Here is a 23,512-nt window from a genome sequence, read left to right as displayed (position 1 = left end):
TCGACTCGCTAGCGCTCGCTCAGTGCGGGTCTTCGCGAGACGAAACGCAGAGACGAAACGCGCCGTGGGTCAGAATCCGGGGATGAGGCTCACGACGAGGTCGATGAGCTTGATGCCGAGGAACGGCGCGATCACTCCGCCGAGGCCGTAGACGAGGAGGTTGCGCTGCAGGATCTGCGAGGCGCTCGCCGGCCGGTACCTCACACCCCGCAGCGCGAGCGGGATGAGGAATACGATCACGATCGCGTTGAAGACGATCGCGCTCGTCACCGCGGATGCCGGGGAGTGGAGCTGCATGATGTTGAGCACCGCGAGTCCGGGGAAGACGCCCATGAACATCGCCGGGATGATGGCGAAGTACTTGGCGATGTCGTTCGCGAGCGAGAACGTCGTGAGGGCGCCGCGGGTGATGAGCAGCTGCTTGCCGATGCGCACGATGTCGATGAGCTTGGTCGGGTCGGAGTCGAGGTCGACCATGTTGCCGGCCTCCTTCGCGGCCGAGGTGCCGGTGTTCATCGCGACGCCGACGTCGGCCTGAGCCAGCGCGGGGGCGTCGTTCGTGCCGTCGCCCGTCATCGCGACGAGACGACCGCCCTCCTGCTCGCGCTTGATGAGCTCGAGCTTCTGCTCGGGGGTCGCTTCCGCGAGGAAGTCGTCGACGCCGGCCTCCTCGGCGATCGCGGCGGCCGTGAGCGGGTTGTCGCCTGTGATCATCACCGTGCGGATGCCCATGCTGCGCAGTTCGTCGAAGCGTTCGCGCAGGCCGTCCTTGACGATGTCCTTCAGGTGCACGACGCCCAGGATGCGGTCGGCGGAGGCCGCCCGCACGGCGACGACGAGGGGGGTCCCGCCGCTCGAGGCCACGCCGTCGGTGAGGGCGGCGAGCGCGGCATCCGCTCCCAGTCCGAGCCACGCGGCCACCGCGGAGCCTGCGCCCTTGCGGATCTGCGTGCCGTCGGCGAGGTCCAGCCCCGACATGCGGGTCTGCGCCGTGAACGGCACGACCACCGCATCCGCCGGCTGCTCGACGCGGATGCCGCGACTCGTCGCCAGTTCGACGATCGACGCCCCCTCGGGGGTGGGGTCGGCGAGGGAGGACAGGGCCGCGATGCGCAGCAGTTCCTCGGCGTCGACGCCCGACAGCGGCAGCACCTCGTGCGCACGGCGGTTGCCGTAGGTGATCGTGCCGGTCTTGTCGAGCAGCAGGGTCGTGACGTCACCGGCGGCCTCGACCGCGCGGCCCGACATCGCGAGCACGTTGCGCTGCACGAGGCGATCCATGCCGGCGATGCCGATGGCCGAGAGCAGCGCGCCGATCGTGGTCGGGATGAGGCACACCAGAAGAGCGATCAGCACGGGGATGCTGACGGGCGACGCCGCGTACGACGCGATCGGATTCAACGCCAGCACCACCACCACGAAGACGATCGACAGGCTCGCGAGCAGGATGTTCAGCGCGATCTCGTTCGGGGTGCGCTGCCGGCTCGCGCCCTCGACGAGCGCGATCATGCGGTCGACGAACGTCTCGCCGGGCTTCGAGGTGATGCGCACGACGATGCGGTCGGACAGCACGCGGGTGCCGCCGGTGACGGCACTGCGGTCGCCCCCGGACTCGCGGATCACCGGCGCGCTCTCGCCCGTGATGGCCGACTCGTCGACGGTCGCGATGCCCGCGACGATGTCGCCGTCGCCCGGGATCAGGTCGCCGGCCGTGACGATCACGATGTCGTCGCGCTGCAGCTCGGCCGACGAGACCTCGACGGTCTCGGCGCGCTCTGCCGCGGCATCCGTCGTCGCGTCGTAGCGGACCACGCGCCGGGCCATCGTGCTCGTGCGGGTCTTGCGCAGCGTGGCGGCCTGCGCCTTGCCGCGGCCCTCGGCGACCGACTCCGCGACGTTCGCGAAGAGAACGGTCAACCACAACCAGATCGCGATGCCCCACGTGAACAGGGCCGGCACGGCGGTGCCGCCGGAGGCCGCGGGTCCCCCGAGGAACGGCTCGGCGACTGCGAGCACGGTCGTGAACGCCGCGCCCAGCCAGACGAGCAGCATGACGGGGTTGCGGACGAGGGATGCCGGGTTCAGCTTGCGCAGCGCGCCTGGCAGCGCCTGCGTGAGCTGCGCCCACCCGAACGAGCGTGGTGCGGAAGTGGGGGTGGCTGCCGCGGCATCCTCCCCTTCGGTCATTGAGCGAGCGGAGCGAGACGAAACGTGCGAAACGCGCGTAGCCATGGTCAGAGTCCTTCGGCGAGGGGTCCCAGTGCGAGCACCGGGAAGTAGGTGAGGGCCGTGATGATGACGGTCACGGCGGTGAGGAGTCCCACGAACTGGGGTCGGTGGGTGGGGAGCGTGCCGGTGGTCTCGGGGACGCGCTGCTGGGCGGCGAACGATCCGGCCAGGGCGAGCACGAGCACGATCGGGATGAACCGTCCGAGCAGCATCGCGACGCCGAGGGCGGTGTTGAACCACGGGGTGTTCGCGGTGAGGCCGGCGAACGCGGAGCCGTTGTTGTTCGCCGCCGAGGTGAAGGCGTAGAGCACCTCGCTCATGCCGTGAACGCCCGGGTTGAGGATGCTCGTGGCCTCGACATCCGCGCGGATTCCGGGGATCGCGAAGCTCAGCGCGGTGCCGAGCAGCACGAGGGTGGGCGTCACGAGGATATACAGGCTCGCGAGGGTGATCTCCCGCGGACCGATGCGCTTGCCGAGGTACTCGGGGGTGCGGCCGACCAGCAGTCCGCCGACGAACACCGCGATCACGGCGAGCACGAGCATCCCGTACAGGCCCGAGCCGACGCCGCCGGGGGCGACCTCGCCGAGCATCATGTTGAGCATCGGCATCATGCCGCCGAGCGCCGTATAGGAGTCGTGCATCGAGTTCACGGCTCCGGTCGAAGTGAGGGTGCTCGCGCTGCCGAACAGCGCCGAACCGAGGATGCCGAAGCGCACCTCCTTGCCCTCCATGGCAGCTCCCGCCAGCTCGGGGGCGGTGCCGCGTCCGGCGAGCTCCAGTGCCGAGAGGGCGAACGTCGACACGAGGAAGATCGTGCCCATCACGGCGGCGATCGCGTAGCCCTGGCGGTTGTCGCCCAGCATGCGTCCGAAGGTGCGGGGGAGTGCGAACGGGATCATGAGGATGAGGAGGATCTGCAGCAGGTTCGTGAAGCCGGTGGGGTTCTCGAACGGATGCGCGGAGTTGGCGTTGAAGAAGCCGCCGCCGTTCGTGCCGAGCAGCTTGATGGCCTCCTGCGAGGCGACCGGGCCGCCGGGGATGCTCTGCGTGCCGCCCGAGACCGTGGTCACGTCGGTGAAGCCGGCGAAGTTCTGGATCACGCCGCCCGCGATGAGCGCGATCGCCGCGATCAGGGCGATCGGCAGCAGGATGCGGCCGAGCCCGCGGATCAGATCGACCCAGAAGTTGCCGATCGTCGTCGAGCCACGACGGGAGAGCCCGCGGATGAGGGCGACCGCGACCGCGAGGCCCACCGCCGCCGACACGAAGTTCTGCACCGTGAGGCCCGCGAGCTGCACCGTGTAGCCCATGGTCTGCTCGGGCGAGTACGACTGCCAGTTCGTGTTGGCGACGAAGGACGCCGCCGTGTTGAACGCGAGTCCCTCGGGGACAGCGGGGAGGCCGAGCGATTCGGGGAGGAACGCCTGCAGACGCTGCAGGCCGTAGACGAGCAGCAGGCCGACCACCGAGAACGCGAGGACGCTGCGTGCGTAGGCGCGCCAGGTCTGCTCGGATGCCGGATTCACACCGATGACCCGGTAGACGCCGCGCTCGACGCGTGCATCGCGCGGAGTGCTGAAGACGTGCGCCATGTAGTCGCCGAGGGGGCGGTAGAGCAGCACGAGTGCGGCGATCAGCACCGCCGCCTGCAGGACGCCGAACCAGATCTCGGCGCCGGATCCGCCGCCCATCAGAACTTCTCCGGCGCGACGAGGGCGATCACGAGGTAGACGATCGCGGCGACCGCGAGGGCCGCGCCGATGATCTCGAAGACGATCACAGGCGTTCCACCCCCTTCGCTATCAGGGAGACCAGGGCGAAGAGCGCGAGAGTCAGCGCGATGTAGATGATGTCGAGCACGAAAGTCGATACAACTCCCGTGCGGAGGCCGGTGCGGCCATCCTCACGCTTTGCCTACGGCGGTATGCCGGAATGCATGCGGGATGCTCACGGGGTGGGGCTGCGGGGTGGGGCTGCGGGGCTCATCCCCGTTACCCACTCCGGGGGCCGACACGTCAGATATCGGCCGTCCGCGACGCGATCGTCCGCGATGTGGCGTGTCGGCCCCCGAGATGATCGTGTCGGCCCCCGAAAGTGACGCCCGGTGAGCGCGTCGCCCCGGCGAACGGGCCGGATGACCCCGCGCGGTCGTACACTCACGAAGTGAGCGCGACGCGACGCCGGCTGGGGCCGGGCACCATCATCGTCCTGGTGCTCGTCGCCGTCGCCGCGGTGTGCCTGGTCACGGGCATCCTCCCCGCTCCGGATGCCGGGGCGCTGGGCGCCCGAATCACCCCGGTGCTGGGCTTCGTCGTGGCGATCACGATCGTCGCCGAACTGGCCCGTGACGCCGCGGTGTTCGACGTCCTCGCTCAGCGTCTCGCGCGGTGGGGGCGAGGCCGGGTGATCGCCATGTGGGCCTCGGTCGTACTGCTCGCGGTCGTGAGCACGGTGTTCCTGTCGCTCGACACGACCGCGGTCATCGTCACGCCCGTGGTGGTCGTGCTGGCGCAGAGCATCGGTGTCTCACCGCTGCCGTTCGCCCTCGCGACGGTGTGGCTCGCGAACACGGCCTCCCTCGCATTGCCGGTGTCGAACCTCACGAACCTGCTCGCCGCGCCCGCGATCGGCGAGAGCCCCGCATCGTTCCTCGCGCTGAGCTGGGCGCCGACGCTCGTCGGCATCCTGGTGCCCGTCGCGCTGCTCACGATCGTGCATCGCCGCACCCTGTTCGGCTCGTATCGGATGCCGTCGTCCGGCGACCCGTCGGACCGCGTGCTGTTCTGGGTCGCCACCGGCATCCTCCTCGCGCTGCTGCCTCTGCTCGCCCTCACTCACGACGTGTGGATCCCGGCGACCGCGGCCGCCGTGCTGCTGATCGTGCTGTTCGCGGTGCGCCGACGGCACGTGCTGCGCCTGTCACTCGTGCCGTGGCAGGCCATCGGGCTGGCCACCGCGCTGTTCGTGCTTGTCGAGACCGCGCACGCCAACGGCATCCTCGACTTCCTGTCTGCGCTTGCGACCGACGGCCAGGGCGTCGGTCAGCTGCTCGGCCTCGCTTCGGCCGGAGCGCTCGCCGCGAACGGCGTGAACAACCTTCCGGCGTACCTGATCCTCGAGCCCGCGGCCTCCGACCCGGTCGCCCTGATGGCCCTGCTGATCGGTGTGAACCTCGGCCCGCTGATCACCCCGTGGGCCTCGCTCGCGACCCTGCTCTGGCACCACCGGGTCGTGTCGCTGGGCGTCGAGATCCGCTGGGGCACGCTCATGCTGTGGGGTGCGGCCGTCGCAGTGCCGACGGTGGTCGTCGCGACCCTCGCGCTGGCGCTCGTCGCCGGCTGACGGCATCCGTCGATCCGCCGCTCCGGTCGCATTTCGTGCCGCTGGGATGCGTCGCAAGCGGCACCGACTGCGACGGGAACCCGCAGGTCCCGCCACCCGCATGTCCCGCAGCCTCGGCGCGCGGGCATGGATAAGGGCAGCGGCCCAGGATCGGGGGATCTGGGGAATCCATGGCACGGATTGGGGAGTTGTGCCGGAAATGTGAGCCGCTGCCCTACGCCTCGACGCTACTGAAGGCCTGGAACGGCCGGTGAAACTTCAGTGTCTGATGTGTGGTGCGGCAATATACCGGCGACTTAGAGTGTGCCCGTGGACGACAACAGCGAGCACCTCCCCATCCGGCCGCGGCAGCTCATCCGCGACCAGGTGTTCAGCACCCTAGCGGAGGAGATCGTGTCGGGGCGCATGCAGCCGCTCGAAGAGATCCGCGACCAGGATCTGCAGGCGGAGTACGGGGTCTCGCGCACTCCGATCCGCGAGGCCCTCAACCGGCTCGCCGACCTCGGCCTGATCGAAGTGCGCACCAACCGCTTCACCCGCGTCGCCCCCGTCGACCTGGACGCGCAGGCCGACCGTGCGGAGGCCGCGGTGGCGATGATCGGGTACTGCGCCGTGACCGCGGTGCCGGACTACACCGACGAGCAGGTCGCGTCGCTGCATCGGCGCATCGACGGGATGCTCGGCACCGACCTCGCCTGGGCGGCCACCAGGGAGGGCCTGCAGCACTGGTACGCGCTATGGGCCGAGGTGGTCACGAACGCGGGGAACCGGACCATGATCGAGATCCTCGACGGGCAGCTCGCCCTCCATCTCACCCGCACCGTGCCCGAACAACGAGTGCCCGACGCCTTCGTCGAGCACATGCGTACGGCCCTCGCGGAGCTGCGCGTAGCGCTCACCCACCGCGACGGACACCGATTCCGCGAGATCATCGAGCCGCTCTTCGCGCATGTCACCATCGAGCCCCTGCGCTCTGCGGCGATCGCCGTCGAGAAGAACGCGCGGCGCTGACGTGGACGACGACGCGCGCGGCGACGGCTTCCTGTACAGCCGCCTCATCGGCGGTGCCGAGCCGTCGACCCCGCACGCATCCTCGCGGGTGGATGCCGTCGTCGACAGCCTCGCCCGCTCCATCGTGTCCGGTGAGCTCGCCCCCGGCGACCCCCTCTCGGTCTCGGACCTCACTCGCCGCCTCTCGGTCGCGCCGGCCACCGTGCGCTCCGCGCTCAGCGCGCTGGAGGGCATGCACCTGATCGAGCCGCGGTTCAACCGCGCCTCGGTGGTCACGACACCCACTCCCGCGTGGTTCGTGGCGGTGGCCGCCGAGTGCGTGGGGCTCTCGGTCGCGGCGGTCGATCTGGGGCTCGCGAACGCCTCGGATGCTGAGATCGCGACGTTCCTCGACAGGGCGGACGAGGTCGCGGCGCTGTGGTCGGACGCCGGCCTGGACCAGGTCGCGGGGGCGGAGGGGCTGTGGGACCTCCTCGACCTGCTGGCGGGATTCTCGACGAACGCGTACCTGCGAGCGCTGCACGCCGCGAAGCGCCGGGCGATGGTGTTCGGCATCCGCATGCTGAGCCGTCAGCGTAACCCGGCCATGCTGCGATCGGTGGTCGAGGCGCTCGTCGTGGCCGCACGCGAGCGCGACCGTGTGGAGGCCGCCGACATCGTGCGCGACCTCTACACGTTCGTGGTCGACGGCGTCACTGCCCCCTGAGCGCCGCCCACTCCTCCGCGAGGATGCCGTAGTTCATGCCGTCGAGCCACTCCCCCGACCGGTGCAGTGCGGTCCTGCGGCTGAACTCCTCCCGTCGCATCCCGATTCTCTCCATGAGCCGCCAGGAGGGCTCGTTGTCGGCGAAGCATCCGGCATGCACGCGGCGCAGCCCGAGCGGTCCGAAGCACGCGTCGATCACGGCGCGGATCGCCTCGGTGGCGTAACCTCGCCCGGTGTACGCCGGGTCGAGCACCCAGCCGAGCTCGGCCTCGACGCCGCGCGCCTGCTCGGCGACCTCGAGCTGCGCCCATCCGTCGCCGACCTTGATCATGAGGTCGCCGATCGGAGTGGCGGCGCCGTCGCCATCGGGCAGGAGCTCGATCAGATGCATCGCCGCGAGCCGATCGGGGTCGAGGTAGCGCTCGCGAAAAGCGTCGAGAGTGTCGGGGGCGAGCCCCAGCCAGCGATTCACCTCGGGAATTCGCCGCCACTCCCACATGACGTCGATGTCGGCCGGGACGAGCGGCCGGATCCGCAGGCGCTCGGTGCGGAGGGGCCAGACGTCGTGAGTGCTCATGGTTCCAGCCTAGGATCAGCCCTCGGTGGGATGCTCAGCGCCGTCCTCCGGCGGGCCCTCGGGTCGGTGCGCGCGCCGCCCGGTCACGACCACCGGCCGCCCTGCGCGCTCCTGACCCGGCAGCGGCCGCGACCGGCGTCCGTAGATGAGCTCCGAGGAGTCCAGCAGCCACGGCACGAGCGTGATCGTCACGCCGTGCACGAGCATGAGCTGGTTCGCCATGCGGCGGGCGCGGCGGTTGTGCAGGAACGTCTCCCACCAGTGGCCGACGATGTACTGCGGCAGGTACACGGTCACGACCGAGGCGCCGTGCTTCTCGCGGTACTGCTTGATGAACTGGGCCACGGGCTGCGCGAACGAGCGGTACGGCGACTCGGCGATCACGAGTGGGATGGGCACCTGGTGGTCGCGCCACTCCTTCTGCAGCGGGGCCACGTCGTCCGACGCCACCGCCACGTGCAGGCCGATCGTCTTGTCGTGCTTGGCGGCGACCGCGTAGTCGACGGCCTTGGCCACCGGCTTCTGCAGCCGGTTCACGAGCACGATCGCCAGGTCCCCCGTGGCACCGAACTTCGTGGTGTCGTCGATCGCGATCTCGTGCTCGACGTCACGGTAGTACCGCTTCACCCCGAGCATGAGGAAGGCGAGGATCGGGATCGCGAAGAACACCAGATAGGCGCCGTGGGTGAACTTCGTGATCGTCACGATCACGAGCACCAGCACCGTGAGGGTCGCACCGGCGGAGTTGATGATGAGACCGACCTTGGCGGAGCGGCGATCGGATGCCGAGGCGCCGTCGATCGCGTCACTCGACGTCTTCTCCGCAGGCCCGCGCAGCACGCGCCGCCAGTGGCGCACCATGCCGATCTGACCGAGCGAGAACGACACGAACACGCCGATGATGTACAGCTGGATGAGCGTCGTCAGCCGCGCCTGGAACACCACGAGCACCGCGATCGCGGCGATGCCGAGCACGATCATGCCGTTCGAGAACACGAGGCGGTCGCCGCGGGTGTTCAGCGACTTCGGTGCGTAGCCGTCGCGCGCCAGCACCGACCCGAGTAGCGGGAAGCCATTGAACGCGGTGTTCGCCGCCAGCAGCAGCACGCACGCGGTCGCCGCCTGGATGACGAAGAACAGGATGCTGCCCCCGCCGAACGTCGCGGAGGCGATCTGCGCCATGAGGCTCGGCTGCGGGTTGGAGCAGTCGAAGCCCACGAGGTCGCAGGGGTTCTCGGCGTAGTGCACGCCGGCGATGAGCGCGAGCGCGGTGAGACCGGCGAACAGGCATGCCGCGATCGAGCCCATCAGCACGAGGGTCGTCTGTGCGTTGCGGATCTTCGGGGTGCGGAAGGCCGGCACGCCGTTCGACACGGCCTCGACGCCCGTGAGGGCGGAGCATCCGCTCGAGAAGGCGCGCAGGATGAGGAGGATCACGGCGGCCTGGCCGAGGTCCTCCGAGTGCACCGCGAATTCGGCGCTCGAGGCCACGGGGGCGTCGCCCAGGAACGTGCGGATCAGGCCCGTCACGATCATGAATCCGACCGAGCCGATGAACACGTACGTCGGGATCGCGAAGACGAGCGAGGCCTCGCGCACGCCGCGCAGGTTCACGATGATGATGAGGATCACGAAGCCGACCGCGAGCTCGACGCGGAACGGATCGAGACCGGGCACGGCCGAGATGATGTTGTCGACGCCCGAGGCGACGGACACCGCGACGGTGAGGATGTAGTCGACGAGCAGTGCGGCCGCGACGATCACGCCCGGGATCTCGCCGAGGTTCTTCGACGCGACCTCGTAGTCGCCGCCGCCCGAGGGGTACGCCTTGATGAGCTGGCGGTAGCTCAGCACCACGACGATCAGCAGCACGACCACGGCGGTCGCGACCAGCGGGGTGAACGACAGGAACGTGAGGCCGCCGATGAGCAGGATCATCACGAGCTCCTGCGGCGCATAGGCGACCGAGCTCAGCGCGTCCGAGGCGAAGATCGGCAGCGCCATCTTCTTGGGCAGCAGCTGGTCGTCGACCTGCTGGCTCGTCAGCGGTTCGCCGATGAGGATGCGTTTGGCGAGCGGAGGCGCATCCGTGGTCTCGCGTGATTCATCTGACACGTCCGGCGACTTTACGCCCGTGCACGGCATCCTCACGACATCCTGACGGAATCCCTACGGCGCGTCGTCGCACCCTAACGGAATCCTCACGGCCTCTCCCGCCCGTCTATTTCTGCCGTACGGCAGAGACGGACCGTCTATTCGCGCCATACGGCAGAAATAGACGGGCGGGGGACGGGCGGGGGCGTGCGTTTCGCAGAGATAGACGATCCACAGCCGTTTCCGATCACGAACGCGTAACGTCGGAGTCATGACGTCCCTCCAGGTCACCGACGACGCCATCCAGCAGACTCGGGAACTCCGCGACGAATTCCAGCGTTTCCTGCGCGAGTACGAGTTCGGGATGCGCGAGGTCGAGACCAAGATCGGCATCCTTCGCGACGAGTTCACGCACCACCACGCGTACAACCCGATCGAGCACGTCAAGAGCCGTCTCAAGACGCCCGACAGCATCGTCGAGAAGATCGCGCGCAAGGGCATCGAGGAACCGGACTTCGATCGCATCCGCACCGAGATCACCGACATCGCGGGTGTGCGGGTCACGTGCAGCTTCGTCGCCGACGTGTACCGCCTGTTCGACCTGTTCACGGCGCAGGACGACGTCACGGTCCGCACGGTCAAGGACTACATCGCGACGCCCAAGGAGAACGGCTACAAGAGCCTGCACGCGATCATCGAGGTGCCCGTCTTCCTCTCCACGGGCGCCCTGTCCGTGCCGGTCGAGGTGCAGTTCCGCACGATCGCGATGGACTTCTGGGCCAGCCTCGAGCACAAGATCTACTACAAGTTCTCGAACCAGGTGCCCTCGCACCTCGTCGAGAGCCTGACGGATGCCGCGGAGGCCGCCGCCGAGCTCGACGCCCGTATGGAACGCCTCCACCGCGAGGCGCACGGCGTGCCCCAGCGTCAGCTGCCCCCGCCCCCGCCGCCCCACGTCGTGCAGGTCTGACGCCGGGAGCCACCCGCCGGCGCGTCGCCGAGGTTGCGGGAGCTCGCGCGCCCTGGGAGCATCGGCAGGTGACCTCGACGCAACAGGATGCCGGAACGGCGACCGACCTCGGCGCGCTGCTCGGCCTCGACGAGCTGGTAGGCCTCGATCGCGGCCGTCAGCGCTGCGAGTGCGACCACGGTGACGACGAGGCCTACGCGCCGTGCGGACGCAAGGCGAAGTGGCGCGTCTCGATCGACTGCCAGTGCGGGGAGGACCACCCGCGCACGGTCGAGATCCTCTGCTCGCGCTGCCTCAGCACCCTGCGCCGCAGCCAGGACCGCGAAACCATCACGGTCCGCCCGCTCTGACGCCGACCGCGGCATCCGTTTCCGCGTCCGCTCCGAACAGAGGGTGACCCACGTCGCCGCCGAACGAGGAGAACGCACATGTCACGGAACGCACCGCGCAAGAGGTTCTTCCTGTGGGCGGCGCTCGCCGGCCTCATCGGCGGCGGGACGTTCCTCGCGACAGCCGAGCTGCTCGCGCTGATCGTCGCGCGGGAAGCCAGCCCCATCCTCGCGGTCGGCGGCTTCGTGATCGACATCGTCCCGCAGCCGTTCAAGGAGTTCGCGATCGCGACGTTCGGCGAGTACGACAAGATCGCGCTGCTGGCCGGGCTCGGACTGGCGGTGGTGATCGCCTCGGCGATCGCCGGCATCCTGCAGTTCGTGAAGGCCCCGCTCGGCGTCGTCGCGCTCGTGATCGCCGGGGCGCTGTCGACGGCCGCGATCGTGACGCGCGCAGGGGCGACCCCCCTCGCGTTCCTGCCGCCCGTGATCGCGACGGTCGTGGGCTCCATCATCCTCGTCCTGCTCGTCCGTCGTCTGCGCGCCTGGCGCGACGGCGTCGTCGAGACCACCCGCGACGGCGTCGGCGACGATGACGACGTCGCCGCGGGCGACCAACCGAGCAGCACTCCGAGGCAGCTCGGCCGACGTCAGTTCTTCGTGCTCGCCGGCATCACGGCCGCGGCCGCGGCCGTGATCGGCGTCGCGTCCCGCGTGGTGAGCACGACGGTGGCCTCGGTGGCGTCGATCCGCGACTCCCTCAAGCTCCCCTCGCCGAAGTCGACCGTCACCGTGCCGGACGGCGCCGAGCTCGACATCAAGGGCCTCAGCTCGCTGTACACCCCGAACAAGGACTTCTACCGCGTGGACACCGCGCTCACCGTGCCGACGATCGACCCCGCGACCTGGCGACTGGTCATCGACGGGATGGTCGACAACCGGGTGGAGATGAGCTTCCAGGACATCCTCGACATGGGCCTCGACGAGTACTCGATCACCCTGACGTGCGTGTCGAACGAGGTCGGCGGCGAGCTCGTCGGCAGCGCGAAGTGGCTCGGCGTCCCGCTGCGTGAGGTGCTGAAGAAGGCCGGAGTCAAGGACGGCGCCGACATGGTGCTGTCGAAGAGCGTCGACGGCTACACCGCGAGCACCCCGCTGTCGGCGCTGACCGACGAGAACCTCGACGCGATCCTCGCCGTGGGCATGAACGGCGAACCGTTGCCGCTCGAGCACGGCTTCCCGGTGCGCATGGTCGTGCCGGGCCTCTACGGCTACGTGTCGGCGACCAAGTGGCTCACGGAGCTCAAGGTCACGACCTTCGAGAATGACGAGGCGTACTGGACGCCGCGCGGATACAGCGCTGAGGCGCCGATCAAGTTCTCGTCGCGCATCGACACCCCCAAGCTCGGAGCGGCGGTCGATGCGGGCAAGGTCCCGATCGCGGGCGTCGCGTGGGCGCAGTCGGTCGGCATCGAACGCGTCGAGGTGAGCATCGACGACGGCGACTGGCAGGCGGCGACACTGTCGGCTCCCGTCAACGAGGACACCTGGGTGCAGTGGTTCGTCGAATGGGATGCGACGCCGGGCACGCACTACGTGGCGGTGCGAGCCGTCAACAAGAACGGAGATCTGCAGATCGAGGAACGAGCGCCCATCGCGCCCGACGGGTCGTCGGGGTGGCAGCGTTCGCTCATCCGGGTGGTCTGAGATCCGCGCGGGTGGCCCGAGGTCCGTGCGGGCGGCATCGTCGCGCCCTAGGGTGGACCCATGACGTCACTCCCCGCGTGCGTGATCACCGTCTCGGACCGATCGTTCGCGGGTGAGCGCGAGGACCGCGGTGGCCCCATCGCGGTGGGTCTGTTGCGGGAAGCCGGGTGGCACTGCCCCGACGCCGAGATCGTCGCCGACGGGGTGGAATCCGTCGCCGAGGCTCTGCGGCGCGCGGTCGGCCGCGGCATCCGGCTCATCGTGACGACGGGCGGCACCGGGGTGAGTCCGCGCGATCAGACCCCCGAGGGCACGCGACAGGTCATCACGCGGGAGGTGCCGGGCATCGCCGAGGAGCTGCGTCGCAGCGGACTCGCCGACACGCCGCTCTCGGTGATCTCGCGGGGTCTCGCGGGCATCGTGGATCCGGTGGGCGCGCTGATCGTGAACCTCCCGGGGTCCACGCGCGCCGTGGCCTCCGGCATCCCCGTGATCCTCACGGTCGCACGTCATGTCGTGGATCAGGTCGACGGAGGGGACCACTCATGAACACCGTACGCATCGCCGCCATCTCGGAGGAGCCGCTCGACCTCGACACGCATCTGCGCGCGGTCGAGGATCCGGCGCTCGGAGGCGTCACGACCTTCATCGGACGGGTGCGCGACAACGACCCCGACGCCGAGACCCCCGTCGTGGGTCTGGAGTACAGCGCGCATCCCGACGCCGAGGCCGTGCTCCGGTCCATCGCCGAGAAGGCGGGGGCGGATGCCGTGGGCGCGGCCCGCGTGGACGTCGCGGTGAGCCACCGCATCGGCACCCTCCAGGTGGGTGACGCGGCGGTCGTGATCGCGGTGGCGGCCGAGCACCGCGCCGAGGCGTTCGAGGTGTGCCGTGCCGTGATCGAGGACATCAAGAGAGACCTCCCGGTGTGGAAGCGCCAGCTGGAGTCCGACGGCTCGACCCTGTGGAAGGGCATCGGCGGCTGAACCCGGTCCGTCCTCCGGTCGTGGGGCGTCTCGTCTCGCTGTGCTCGCTCAACGACCGGGGGTGAGGGGGCAGGTGTTTCTCAGCCGCCGGCGAACGGCGGCAGCACGTCGATGAGTCCGACGCCATCGAGCGATCGATCCGTGTCGCTGCGCACTCCGTCGACCATGACCGCGCACCGCGGCAGGATGTCGGCGAGAGCCGGATGCTCGGCCACGACCGCCGCGCGCAGCTCGGCCAGAGTCCGCTCCGACCGCTCTTCGGCATCCGTGCCCGCGGCCTCGGCGGCTGCGGCGAAATAGCGCACGCGGGTCACGGTGTCTCGCCCTCGCGCACCCAGTCACCCGAGCGCCCGCCCGACTTCGCGACGATGCGCACGTCCTCGATCACGACGGAGCGGTCGATGCCCTTCACCATGTCGACGATCGCGAGCGCGCTGACCGAGACCGCGGTGAGGGCCTCCATCTCGACCCCCGTGCGGTCGGCGGTGCCCACGGTCGCCTCGATGCGCACCCCGTCGTCGGTGATGTCGAGCTCGACGCTCGCCCGGTGCACCCCGATCACGTGCGCGAGGGGGAGCAGCGAGGGTGTGGACTTGGCCGCCTGGATGCCGGCGATGCGGGCGACCGCGAGCACGTCGCCCTTCGGCGCGGTGCCGTCGCGCAGCGCCGCGATCACGACGGGGCTGCAGCGGACGAAGCCGCGGGCGGTCGCGGTGCGCACGGTCGGCTGCTTGGCGGTGACGTCGACCATGTGCGCCCGACCGGCGTCGTCGAGGTGCGGGAAGCTCATCAGACCAGCATGACATCGATCTCGTCGCCCGCGGCCACCCGCTCGACCTCCGCGGGGACGATCGCGAACGCGTGCGCGCGGGCGAGGCCGCCGGCGAGGTGGGAACCCGAACCACCGGCTGTCGCCGGCCGCACGGTGCGCTCCCGCAGGTCGACCACGGCGGGGAGGTACTGGCGGCGTCCCGGCGGGGTGTTCCAGTCGGCGGCGGCCGTGAACACGGCGCGTGCCCGATGGATCTCGGCGCGACCCTGCAGCGCCAGCAGGGCGGGTCGTACGAACACCTCGAACGACACCGCGACGCTCACGGGATTGCCGGGCAGGCCGAACACGAGGGTCCCCGCGCCGAGCACGCCGAACGCCTGGGGTTTGCCCGGCTGCATCGCGACGCTCGCGAACTCGACCTCGCCGGCGCCGTCGAACGCTCCGCGCACGGGTTCGTAGGCTCCCGCGCTCACCCCGCCCGTGAAGACGATCGCGTCTGCTCCGCGCGCGACCGCCTCCGCGGTGACGTCGTGCACGGCGTCGGCGTCGTCGGCGACGCGGGCGACCAGCACGACCTCGGCATCGGCATCCTTCACGAGCTGCGTCAGCAGCGGGCCGTTGGAGTCGGGGATGCGACCCCGTGTCGGCGTCTCGCCGGGCGCGAGGAGCTCGCTGCCCGTCGACACGATCGCGACCCGCGGAGCGCGCGTCACGTCCACCTGTTCGATGCCCGCCGCGACAGCCGCCGCGACCTGGAACGCGCCGAGGCGCTCGCCTGCCCGGACCACCGCGTCACCCGCGCGCAGGTCGGCGCCCCGCCGACGCACGAAGGCACCGGATGCCGGAGCAGCCAGCACGCGCACCTCGCCGAGCGAATCCGCGAGTCCCCCGGCGGAGTCCTCGAAGGGCACGATCGCGTCGGCGGCGCTGGGCGTGGGCGATCCCGTCATGATGCGCACAGCCTCTCCCTCGCCGAAGGCCGGGTCGTCGGACGCACCCGCCGGAAGGTCGGCGACCACCCGCAGCGTCACGGGGTGCTCGGGGGATGCCGTCGCGACGTCGGCCCCGCGCACCGCGAAGCCGTCCATGGCGGAGTTGTCGAACAGGGGGATGTCATGGGCGGCGGTCGCGTCGGCGGCGAGGGTGCGGCCCGCGGCATCCGTCACCGTCATCGTCTCGACGGGCAGCGTCCGCACCGCGCCGAGCACACGGGCCAGCTGCTCCTCGACGGTGCGCCGCGATCCTGCGGCGCTCATGCGGCCACCGCCGGGCGGATCGCGATCTCGTGCTGCCGGGCCGTGAGCGCGTCGATCATCGCGAGGCGTCCGAGCAGCGGCTCGCCCGCACCCGTGATCAGCTTCACGACCTCGCCGGCGAGGATCCCGCCGACCTGCACGCACAGGGCGCCGAGCACGCCGACCTGCGCGCAGCTGGGCGGCTCTCCCTCGGTGCCGGGCGGGAAGAGGTCGGCCAGCACGACCGGTGCCTGGCCTGCGGGCGGCGCCGACCAGAACACGGTCGCCTGCGCGTGCCACTCCTGCACCGCACCCCAGACCAGAGGGAGGCCGAGATGCTCGGCCGCCGCGGCCACGTCGCGTCGCGTGGCGAAGGAGTCGCTCGTGTCGACCACGATGTCGGCCGGCCCCAGCAGCCGCGCCGCGTTCGCGGCATCCAGTCGCACCCGCTCCGCGCGGACCGCGGCCTGCGGGGCGAGCGCGGTGATCGCGCGCGTGGCCGAGTCGGTCTTCGGCGTGCCGACGTCGTCGACGCGGTGCGCCACCTGTCGCTGCAGGTTGGTCAGCTCGACCACGTCGTCGTCGATCACCGTGAGGACGCCGACGCCCGCGGCCGCGAGCGCCATCAGCACGGGAGAGCCGAGCCCGCCGGCGCCGACGACCGCCACGTGGGCGGCGGACAGCCGGCGCTGCCCCTCCTCGCCGATGCCGGCCAGCACGGCGTGCCGGGCGGTGCGCACGAGCTCGGACGGGTCGAGGGCTGGAGCGGGGGCGACGAGGGGGTCCATGGGACCAGGTTAGGCGCGGGGGAGCCCGGGTGGTCCGTCTGCGGGAATCATCCGTCGGGGTCGAGTGCGCACCCGACCATCATTCTGCGCATCAGACTGCTGACACCGACCGTGATCGCCTGCCATGATGTCCCCACGTGGAGGGACTCGACGAGCGGGGGCGGCAATGACAGCGACGAACGACCTGACGACCGGGGGACGAGCGGGCAACCCGTGGCGGCGCTTCTGGGAACGCGGTGGCTGGTGGCGGGCGCTCCTGCTCGCGGCGGCCTATTACGGGCTGTACCAACTCCTCGGCCTGCTCGTCGGGACGGTGTTCCCCGAGGGTGGCGCGCTCCGCGGCGAGAAGGGCAGCGCGGGCGACGTCTTCATCGGGACAGGGCTTCCGATCCTCCTCGGCGGCGTGCTCCTGGTGCTCTTCGCCGTCTCCGTCGGCTGGCTCCGTGAACTGTTCGCCCCGCAGGCGATCCGCGGGCGTCGGTGGATGTGGATCGGGATCGTCGTGGTCCTCGTCATCAACGTCACCGCCCTGCTCAGCGTCGACTACGGCGAGGCGGGCCTCCCGTTCGTCTTCAGCTGGCTGCTCACCGGGCTCTTCATCGGCTTCGCCGAAGAGGTGCTCACGCGGGGCTTCGTCGTGAACCTCATGCGCAAGGCCGGTCAGGGGGAGATCGCCGTGGCGCTGGTGTCGTCGGCGATCTTCGCCGCCCTGCATCTCGGCAATCTCTTCACGACCGACCAGGGCCTGGTCGTCACGCTCGAGCAGGTCGCGTACACCTTCGCCTTCGGCGTGATCATGTACCTCGCGCTGCGTGTCACGGGCAGCCTCATCGGGCCGATCCTCATCCACGCCAGCACCGACCCCACGCTGTTCGTGCACGGCGCGTATCCGCTCGAGGGATCGCTGCTCTCGCTGGTGCCCGCGCTGAGCACGTACCTCGTCCTGCTGACCGGCGTCATCCTGCTGATCGTGCTGATCGTGAGCGAGAGGCGCCGCGCGAGGGCGGCTGTCGCCGACTGACTCCGGAGCTCCCCGTCGAGCAGTTCCGCATCCGCGGATAAAACGGCCGCGGTGATCCGCATTGGCGGTATGGTCGGATCATGCAGACCTTCCGCATCGCCCGCGCCGCACAGCTGCTCGGGGTCAGCGACGACACCGTGCGACGTTGGATCGACCAGGGGTTGCTCCCCACCACGGATGCCGTGCCCGCCGAGATCCCGGGTGACGCGCTCGCCGCGCGAGCCGTCGCGCTCGCCGAGGAGACGACCGATCCGAACGGCGTGCTCTCCAGCGCCCGCAACCGTTTCGTCGGCATCGTGACCCGCGTGCAGGTCGAGGGCCTCATGGCGCAGGTCGACCTGCAGTCCGGGCCGCACCGCGTCGTGTCGCTCATGTCGGCCGAGGCCGCGCGCGACCTCCACCTCGAGGTCGGCTCCCTGGCCACCGCATCCGTCAAGGCGACCCAGGTCGTCGTCGAAGTCCCGAAGGGCTGACATGAACCGCTCGCTGCTCCGATCCGCCGCCGTTCTCGCGCTCGCCGCGCTCGCCCTCACCGGGTGCTCGTCGCCCTCCGCCGAACCGACACCCGACGACACCGCCTCCAGCGCCAGCGCGCTGACCGGAGACCTCACGGTCTACGCCGCCGCGTCGCTGAAGGGCGCGTTCGACGAGATCGGCGCCGCTTTCACCGACGAGAACCCCGATGTTAACTTCAGCGCCGTGTACGACGGCTCGTCGACCCTCGTCACGCAGCTGCAGGAGGGGGCGCCCGGCGACGTGTTCGCGTCCGCCGACGAGAAGAACATGGACAAGCTCGCGGACCTCGCGATCGACCCGACCCTGTTCGCGTCGAACACGCTCGTGATCGCCGTGCCGGCCGGCAACCCCGGCGGCGTCGAGAGCCTTGCGGACCTCGGCGACGTCACGACGGTACTCTGCGCTCCGGAGGTGCCGTGCGGCGCAGCATCCGCCACCCTGCTCTCGAACGCCGGTCTCACCGTCGAGCCCGCGAGCCTCGAGCAGAACGTCACGGCCGTGCTGACGAAGGTCGCCGCGGGCGAGGCCGACGCCGGACTCGTGTACGCGACCGACGTGATCGGCCGCGACGACGTCGAGGTGATCGTGCCCGACGGAGCCGACGAGGTCGTGAACCGCTACCCGATCGCGGCGCTCGCCGATGCGCCGAACAGGGAGACCGCCGAGGCGTTCGTCACGTTCGTGCTCTCGGACGCGGGGCAGAGGATCCTCGCGGACTTCGGGTTCGGAGCACCGTGAGCGCAGCCGATCACCGGGGGCACGCGCCGCGGGCGCTCCTCGTCCCTGCGCTGATCGGACTCGTGTTCCTCGTGCTGCCGCTCGCGGCGCTCGTGGCCCGGGTGAACTGGTCGACGTTCGTCACGGACGTGACCTCGGATGCCGCCCGCGACGCGCTCGTGCTGTCGTTGGTCACCGGGCTCGTCGCCACCGCGGTGTGCACGATCGTCGGCGTGCCGCTCGCGCTCACGATCGCCCGTGCGGGGCCGCGGGTCGCCGCGGTGCTGCGGGCCGTCGTCACGATTCCCCTCGTGCTGCCGCCCATGGTGGGCGGCGTGGCCTTGCTCTACCTCTTCGGCCGCGCCGGCTGGTTCGGCGGGCTCGGGCTGTCGTTCAGCACGCCCGCCGTCGTGCTCGCGCAGACGTTCGTGGCGCTGCCCTTCCTCGTGCTCGCGGTCGAGGGGGCCGTGCGCACCTCGGGGGTCGAGTACGAGCGCACTGCCGCGGCACTCGGCGCGAACCGCTGGACGATCCTGCGCCGGGTGACCCTGCCTCTCGCCGCACCGGGCATCGTCGTCGGGGTGGTGCTGTGCTTCGCCCGCGCGATCGGCGAGTTCGGGGCCACCGCGCTGTTCGCGGGCAACCGCCCCGGCGTGACGCAGACCATGCCCCTCGCGATCTACACCGCGTTCAACGGGGCCGGCGTCTCGCAGGGCACCGCGGTGGCCCTCGCGCTGCTGCTGCTCGCCGCCGCGATCGCGGTGCTGCTGCTCGTGCGCGGATGGCGGCCGGGGGCGACCCGATGAGTGCGGCGCAGGGACTGAGGGCGCACATCGTCGTGCCGCGTGAGCACTTCGTCGTCGACGTCGCGCTGCAGGTCGCCGCGGGCGAGACGGTCGCGATCATGGGCCCGAGCGGGGCCGGCAAGTCGACCGTCATGCAGGCCCTCGCGGGCATCGTCGGCATGACCGCGGGCGAGATCGAGATCGACGGCCGGGTCGTCGACCGCATCGCCGCGCCTCGGGTGCGCACCGAGCCGGCCCGACGGGGCATCGTGCTTCTCGGACAGAATCCGCGGCTGTTCCCGCACCTGACCGTGCGCGAGAACGTCGCGTTCGGGCCGCGGGCCGGCGGCGTCACCGCCGCGATCGCGCGGAGGGACGCCGACGACTGGCTCGACCGCGTCGGGCTGCCCGGCGCGGGCGGACGGATGCCGCACGAGCTCTCCGGCGGGGAAGGGCAACGCGTCGCGGTCGCCCGGGCACTGGCCGCCGCGCCGCGGGCCGTACTGCTCGACGAGCCTCTCGTCGCCCTCGACCCCGACACCGCCGGCGAGATCCGACGGATGCTCCGCGAGCAGCTCCACGGCACGACGACCGTGGCCGTGACGCACGACGCGGGTGACGCCGTGGCCCTCGCGGAGCGACTGATCGTCGTGGAACGGGGCCGCGTCACGCAGCACGGGGAGGTGCGCGAGGTGCTCGCCGCCCCGGCATCCGCTTTCGTCGCCTCGATCGCCGGGGTCAACCGGGTCGAGGGTGTCAGCGGCGACGGTGGGTGGCGGTGGGGTGATCTCCGGTTGACGAGCACGGATGCCGCCTCCCGCGCACTCGCGGAGAAGGACGGCGTCGCACTCGCTGCGGTCTTCCGCCCGCAGGACGTGCAGATCGTCGGACGGGACGAGGCGGACGCCGGTGCGTGGCCTGCCCGGATCGCACGACTCGAGCCGACGCTCGCGGGGATGCGGGTGCACACCGAGTCCTGCCGAGTCGACGTCTCCGTCTCTGAGGCAGCAGGTCTCCTCGTGGGTGACCCGGTGCTTCTGCGGGTCGATCCCGCCGACGTGCGTTTCGTGCCCCTGGCCTAGGGTGCTGCGACGGATCCCTGCGCTGGTGCAGGATCCGGATGACATCGACCGTGTTCTCCGTCACGACAGAGAACACGAGGTGGCCGCGGCTGCCGAAACGGCCCCGGCCCGATCCCACCGGGTTACTCTCGAAGCATGGCGGGGAACGGGGCGAGGCGATGACGGCGGTGCCGGTCGCGATCGGGCGGCGGACGACCGCGACCGCGCCCGCTCCCGAGCGCGGGGACGGCCGCCTCGTAGACACGCACGGCCGCGTCCACCGCGACCTGCGCATCTCCCTCACGGATCGCTGCTCACTGCGGTGCACGTACTGCATGCCCGAACAGGGCAACGAGTGGCTCGCACGCACCAGCATCCTGTCGACCGACGAGATCGAGGAGGTCGCCCAGGTCGCGGCATCCCTCGGCATCCGCACGTTCCGACTGACCGGCGGTGAGCCGCTGCTGCGCGCCGACATCGTCGACGTCGTGCGTCGCGTCTCCCGCATCGAGGGGCCGGACGGGCCCGTCGAGGTCGCGATGACGACCAACGGCATCACGCTCGCGAAGAGGCTGCCCGAGCTGATCGACGCCGGGCTCACGCGGCTCAACATCAGCATCGACACGATAGACCGTCAGAAGTTCGCCGACCTCACCCGCCGTGACCGTCTCGACGATGTGCTCGAGGGCATCGCCGCCGCCGCTGCCTCCGAGCTGCGTCCGCTCAAGCTCAACGCCGTCGCGATGCGGGGCGTGAACGACGACGAGCTGGTCGACCTCGTGCAGTTCGCGATGGACGTGGGGGCGCAGCTGCGCTTCATCGAGCAGATGCCGCTCGACTCCGGTCACACCTGGGATCGCGCCTCGATGGTCACGCGTGGGGAGATCCTCGAGTCGCTCGGTGCCCGCTGGCGGCTCGACCCGGTGCCCGGCCGCGGGGGAGCACCGGCCGAGAAGTGGCGGATCGACGGCGGTCCGCACGAGGTCGGCGTGATCGCGTCTGTGACGGCGCCCTTCTGCGGAGCCTGCGACCGGCTGCGCCTCACCGCTGACGGGCAGTTCCGCAACTGCCTGTTCTCGAACTCCGAGTACGACCTCGGTGCGGTGCTGCGCGAGAGCGCGGCATCCTCCCCCTCCGAACGGGCCGACGCGATCGCCGCCCTGCTGCACTCGTGCGTGCACGGCAAGCTGCCCGGTCACGCGATCGACGATCCGTCGTTCCTGCAGCCGGCCCGCGGGATGAACGCGATCGGCGGCTGAGGGCGCGCTACAGCCGAGTCGGGCTCCACAACTCCGGAGAGAACGAGCGTTCCGGGGCGCTGAGTGTCCCGGTCGTGCCGAACACCGGCGCTTTTCCGGAGTTGTGGTGCGGCGACGGACTGCTCTTGCCGTCACGACGGAACGTCCAGACCGGGCTGTCCGGAACCGCCCCGGCTTCAGCCGAGGAACTCCCGCGCGGCGGCCGACAGCGCCGTGACGCCGACCTCGATCGTCGGGTGGATCTCGGGCGCGAAGAACGGCGAGTGGTTGGTGGGGATGTCCTTGTCGAGCGTTCCCGCGGCCATCGCGGCCTGGAACCGGGCCGGGTCGACACCGCCCCAGAACCAGAACACGAGCGGAGCGCCGGTGTCGCGCGCGAACCACGACACATCCTCGCTGCCGGTGAACATTCCGGGGTCGATCACGGCGGTCTCCCCGAGCGCCCTCTGCAGGGCCGAGGTGACGCGCGCCGTGGCATCCGCGTCGTTGATCGTGGGCGGCAGCGTGTGGTCGGTGCGGATCTCGGGCTCGCGCTCGGCGCCGGATGCCACAGCCTCGGCGCGCACGATCCGCTCGACGCTCGCGAGCACCTTGTCGCGCATCTCGTCGGTGGGGTAGCGCAGGCTCAGCTCGAGCTTCGCCTCGGCCGGGATGATGTTGTTCTTGAGTCCCGCGTGGATGGATCCGACCGTCACGACGGCGACATCGCGAGGATCCACCTCGCGTGAGGCGATGGTCTGCAGTCGCATGACCGTGGCCGCGGCCATGACGACGGGGTCGATCGTGGAGTGCGGACGCGAACCGTGACCGCCGCGTCCGTGCAGGATGACGGTGAGGCCGTCGGATGCTGCCATCTGCGTGCCGGGCCGGACGCCGATCGTGCCGGCGGGCAGCGGTGTGACGTGCTGCCCGAGCACGATGTCGGGCTTCGGGACGATGTCGAGCAGGTCGTCGTCGAGCATGGCCCTGGCGCCGGCGCCGTACTCCTCGGCCGGCTGGATCAGCACGACGAGCGTGCCCGACCAGTCGCCCCGATCGGCGACGAGCTTCTCGACCGCGCCGATCATCGCGGTCACGTGCATGTCGTGGCCGCACGCGTGCATGACGGGCACGGTGGTCCCCGCGGGGTCGATGCCGGTGGCGGTACTCGCGTAGGCGAGGCCGGTCTCCTCGGCGACGGGCAGCGCGTCCATGTCGGCGCGCACCCACACGACGGGCCCCTCGCCGTTCTCGAGCACGCCGACGACGCCGGTGACGCCGACGCCCTCGCGCACGTCGAGGCCCAGGTCGCGCAGGTGGCCGGCGGCGATGCCGGCGGTGCGCGTCTCCTGGAACGAGAGCTCCGGATGCTGGTGCAGGTCGATGTACAGCGCTTCGAGGTCGATCGTCATGGCCCCGAGCCTA

At 70.6% G+C, this 23,512-nt stretch carries 24 protein-coding genes; 14 read left to right on the top strand and 10 right to left on the bottom strand.

What is annotated here, in order from left to right:
* Nucleotides 1-69: 69 nt before the first annotated feature.
* Genes kdpB through MRBLMX7_RS08145 form a run of 3 tightly spaced genes read right to left on the bottom strand, consistent with a single transcriptional unit; the run spans nucleotide 70 to nucleotide 4,012 of the window.
* On the bottom strand, nucleotides 70-2,187 hold the full coding sequence (gene kdpB, locus MRBLMX7_RS08155) for a potassium-transporting ATPase subunit KdpB (protein ID WP_363367413.1): 2,118 nt from the start codon (nucleotides 2,185-2,187) through the stop codon (nucleotides 70-72).
* Between the two features lie 47 nt (nucleotides 2,188-2,234).
* Nucleotides 2,235-3,923, bottom strand: coding sequence for a potassium-transporting ATPase subunit KdpA (gene kdpA / locus MRBLMX7_RS08150; RefSeq protein ID WP_363367411.1), 1,689 nt, complete (start codon nucleotides 3,921-3,923; stop codon nucleotides 2,235-2,237).
* Nucleotides 3,923-4,012 (bottom strand): potassium-transporting ATPase subunit F, encoded by a 90-nt coding sequence (locus MRBLMX7_RS08145; RefSeq protein ID WP_363367409.1) that lies wholly within the window; start codon nucleotides 4,010-4,012, stop codon nucleotides 3,923-3,925. The genes kdpA and MRBLMX7_RS08145 overlap by 1 nt, the downstream gene beginning before the upstream one ends.
* 383 nt (nucleotides 4,013-4,395) lie before the next feature.
* Here MRBLMX7_RS08145 and MRBLMX7_RS08140 point away from each other — a divergent pair, with 383 nt between their 5' ends.
* From MRBLMX7_RS08140 to MRBLMX7_RS08130, 3 genes are all read left to right on the top strand, one after another.
* Nucleotides 4,396-5,574 (top strand): SLC13 family permease, encoded by a 1,179-nt coding sequence (locus tag MRBLMX7_RS08140; RefSeq protein ID WP_363367407.1) that lies wholly within the window; start codon nucleotides 4,396-4,398, stop codon nucleotides 5,572-5,574.
* Nucleotides 5,575-5,883: 309 nt separating this feature from the next.
* Nucleotides 5,884-6,585: a GntR family transcriptional regulator gene (locus MRBLMX7_RS08135; RefSeq protein ID WP_363367405.1), complete on the top strand. Its 702-nt coding sequence runs from the start codon at nucleotides 5,884-5,886 to the stop codon at nucleotides 6,583-6,585.
* Nucleotide 6,586: 1 nt separating this feature from the next.
* The gene (locus tag MRBLMX7_RS08130; RefSeq protein WP_363367403.1) at nucleotides 6,587-7,291 is read left to right on the top strand and encodes a GntR family transcriptional regulator; all 705 of its coding nucleotides are present in this window, start codon (nucleotides 6,587-6,589) and stop codon (nucleotides 7,289-7,291) included.
* On the opposite strand, the gene MRBLMX7_RS08125 is transcribed toward MRBLMX7_RS08130, so the two are convergent.
* Both MRBLMX7_RS08125 and MRBLMX7_RS08120 read right to left on the bottom strand, forming a co-directional pair.
* On the bottom strand, nucleotides 7,278-7,868 hold the full coding sequence (locus MRBLMX7_RS08125) for a GNAT family N-acetyltransferase (RefSeq protein WP_363367401.1): 591 nt from the start codon (nucleotides 7,866-7,868) through the stop codon (nucleotides 7,278-7,280). The genes MRBLMX7_RS08130 and MRBLMX7_RS08125 overlap by 14 nt on opposite strands.
* 15 nt (nucleotides 7,869-7,883) lie before the next feature.
* Nucleotides 7,884-10,013 (bottom strand): APC family permease, encoded by a 2,130-nt coding sequence (locus MRBLMX7_RS08120; protein ID WP_363367399.1) that lies wholly within the window; start codon nucleotides 10,011-10,013, stop codon nucleotides 7,884-7,886.
* Nucleotides 10,014-10,233: 220 nt separating this feature from the next.
* Between MRBLMX7_RS08120 and MRBLMX7_RS08115 the strand changes: the two genes are divergently transcribed.
* The 5 genes from MRBLMX7_RS08115 to MRBLMX7_RS08095 all read left to right on the top strand — a co-directional run bounded on the left by MRBLMX7_RS08115 (nucleotide 10,234) and on the right by MRBLMX7_RS08095 (nucleotide 13,954).
* On the top strand, nucleotides 10,234-10,932 hold the full coding sequence (locus tag MRBLMX7_RS08115) for a GTP pyrophosphokinase (RefSeq protein ID WP_363367397.1): 699 nt from the start codon (nucleotides 10,234-10,236) through the stop codon (nucleotides 10,930-10,932).
* Nucleotides 10,933-11,000: 68 nt separating this feature from the next.
* Complete coding sequence (locus MRBLMX7_RS08110) at nucleotides 11,001-11,282, top strand: hypothetical protein (RefSeq protein WP_363367395.1); 282 nt, start codon at nucleotides 11,001-11,003, stop codon at nucleotides 11,280-11,282.
* A 78-nt stretch (nucleotides 11,283-11,360) separates the two neighbouring features.
* Complete coding sequence (locus MRBLMX7_RS08105) at nucleotides 11,361-12,968, top strand: molybdopterin-dependent oxidoreductase (RefSeq protein ID WP_363367393.1); 1,608 nt, start codon at nucleotides 11,361-11,363, stop codon at nucleotides 12,966-12,968.
* Nucleotides 12,969-13,028: 60 nt separating this feature from the next.
* Nucleotides 13,029-13,517: a MogA/MoaB family molybdenum cofactor biosynthesis protein gene (locus MRBLMX7_RS08100; protein WP_363367391.1), complete on the top strand. Its 489-nt coding sequence runs from the start codon at nucleotides 13,029-13,031 to the stop codon at nucleotides 13,515-13,517.
* The gene (locus MRBLMX7_RS08095) at nucleotides 13,514-13,954 is read left to right on the top strand and encodes a molybdenum cofactor biosynthesis protein MoaE (RefSeq protein WP_050723197.1); all 441 of its coding nucleotides are present in this window, start codon (nucleotides 13,514-13,516) and stop codon (nucleotides 13,952-13,954) included. Before MRBLMX7_RS08100 ends, MRBLMX7_RS08095 begins: the two co-directional genes overlap by 4 nt.
* Nucleotides 13,955-14,034: 80 nt before the next feature.
* On the opposite strand, the gene MRBLMX7_RS08090 is transcribed toward MRBLMX7_RS08095, so the two are convergent.
* The 4 genes from MRBLMX7_RS08090 to MRBLMX7_RS08075 are packed head-to-tail and all read right to left on the bottom strand — an operon-like array spanning nucleotide 14,035 to nucleotide 16,749.
* The gene (locus MRBLMX7_RS08090; protein WP_363367388.1) at nucleotides 14,035-14,268 is read right to left on the bottom strand and encodes a MoaD/ThiS family protein; all 234 of its coding nucleotides are present in this window, start codon (nucleotides 14,266-14,268) and stop codon (nucleotides 14,035-14,037) included.
* The gene (gene moaC / locus MRBLMX7_RS08085) at nucleotides 14,265-14,744 is read right to left on the bottom strand and encodes a cyclic pyranopterin monophosphate synthase MoaC (RefSeq protein ID WP_363367386.1); all 480 of its coding nucleotides are present in this window, start codon (nucleotides 14,742-14,744) and stop codon (nucleotides 14,265-14,267) included. Before moaC ends, MRBLMX7_RS08090 begins: the two co-directional genes overlap by 4 nt.
* Nucleotides 14,744-15,982 (bottom strand): gephyrin-like molybdotransferase Glp, encoded by a 1,239-nt coding sequence (glp, locus tag MRBLMX7_RS08080; RefSeq protein ID WP_363367384.1) that lies wholly within the window; start codon nucleotides 15,980-15,982, stop codon nucleotides 14,744-14,746. Before glp ends, moaC begins: the two co-directional genes overlap by 1 nt.
* Nucleotides 15,979-16,749, bottom strand: coding sequence for a HesA/MoeB/ThiF family protein (locus tag MRBLMX7_RS08075; protein ID WP_363367382.1), 771 nt, complete (start codon nucleotides 16,747-16,749; stop codon nucleotides 15,979-15,981). Before MRBLMX7_RS08075 ends, glp begins: the two co-directional genes overlap by 4 nt.
* A 166-nt stretch (nucleotides 16,750-16,915) precedes the next feature.
* Between MRBLMX7_RS08075 and MRBLMX7_RS08070 the strand changes: the two genes are divergently transcribed.
* The 6 genes from MRBLMX7_RS08070 (at nucleotide 16,916) to moaA (ending at nucleotide 22,108) form a co-directional block, all read left to right on the top strand.
* On the top strand, nucleotides 16,916-17,770 hold the full coding sequence (locus MRBLMX7_RS08070; protein WP_363367378.1) for a CPBP family intramembrane glutamic endopeptidase: 855 nt from the start codon (nucleotides 16,916-16,918) through the stop codon (nucleotides 17,768-17,770).
* An 80-nt stretch (nucleotides 17,771-17,850) separates the two neighbouring features.
* A complete protein-coding gene (locus MRBLMX7_RS08065) occupies nucleotides 17,851-18,243 on the top strand; it encodes a TOBE domain-containing protein (protein ID WP_363367376.1) in 393 nt (130 codons plus the stop codon).
* 1 nt (nucleotide 18,244) lies between these two features.
* Nucleotides 18,245-19,024: a molybdate ABC transporter substrate-binding protein gene (gene modA, locus MRBLMX7_RS08060; protein ID WP_363367374.1), complete on the top strand. Its 780-nt coding sequence runs from the start codon at nucleotides 18,245-18,247 to the stop codon at nucleotides 19,022-19,024.
* Nucleotides 19,021-19,809, top strand: coding sequence for an ABC transporter permease (locus MRBLMX7_RS08055; protein WP_363367372.1), 789 nt, complete (start codon nucleotides 19,021-19,023; stop codon nucleotides 19,807-19,809). The genes modA and MRBLMX7_RS08055 overlap by 4 nt, the downstream gene beginning before the upstream one ends.
* Complete coding sequence (locus MRBLMX7_RS08050; protein WP_363367370.1) at nucleotides 19,806-20,870, top strand: sulfate/molybdate ABC transporter ATP-binding protein; 1,065 nt, start codon at nucleotides 19,806-19,808, stop codon at nucleotides 20,868-20,870. The genes MRBLMX7_RS08055 and MRBLMX7_RS08050 overlap by 4 nt, the downstream gene beginning before the upstream one ends.
* Before the next feature lie 158 nt (nucleotides 20,871-21,028).
* Nucleotides 21,029-22,108, top strand: coding sequence for a GTP 3',8-cyclase MoaA (gene moaA / locus MRBLMX7_RS08045; protein ID WP_363367368.1), 1,080 nt, complete (start codon nucleotides 21,029-21,031; stop codon nucleotides 22,106-22,108).
* Nucleotides 22,109-22,284: 176 nt separating this feature from the next.
* Here moaA and MRBLMX7_RS08040 read toward each other — a convergent pair whose 3' ends face one another.
* Complete coding sequence (locus tag MRBLMX7_RS08040; RefSeq protein WP_363367366.1) at nucleotides 22,285-23,499, bottom strand: amidohydrolase; 1,215 nt, start codon at nucleotides 23,497-23,499, stop codon at nucleotides 22,285-22,287.
* Between the last annotated feature and the right edge of the window lie 13 nt (nucleotides 23,500-23,512).

It is taken from the genome of Microbacterium sp. LMX7-1.2, assembly GCF_040675935.1.
In the GTDB taxonomy this organism is placed as follows: Bacteria; Actinomycetota; Actinomycetes; order Actinomycetales; family Microbacteriaceae; genus Microbacterium.
The sequence above is the reverse complement of the archived record's forward strand: the minus strand, read 5'-3'. Positions and strand labels throughout refer to the sequence as shown.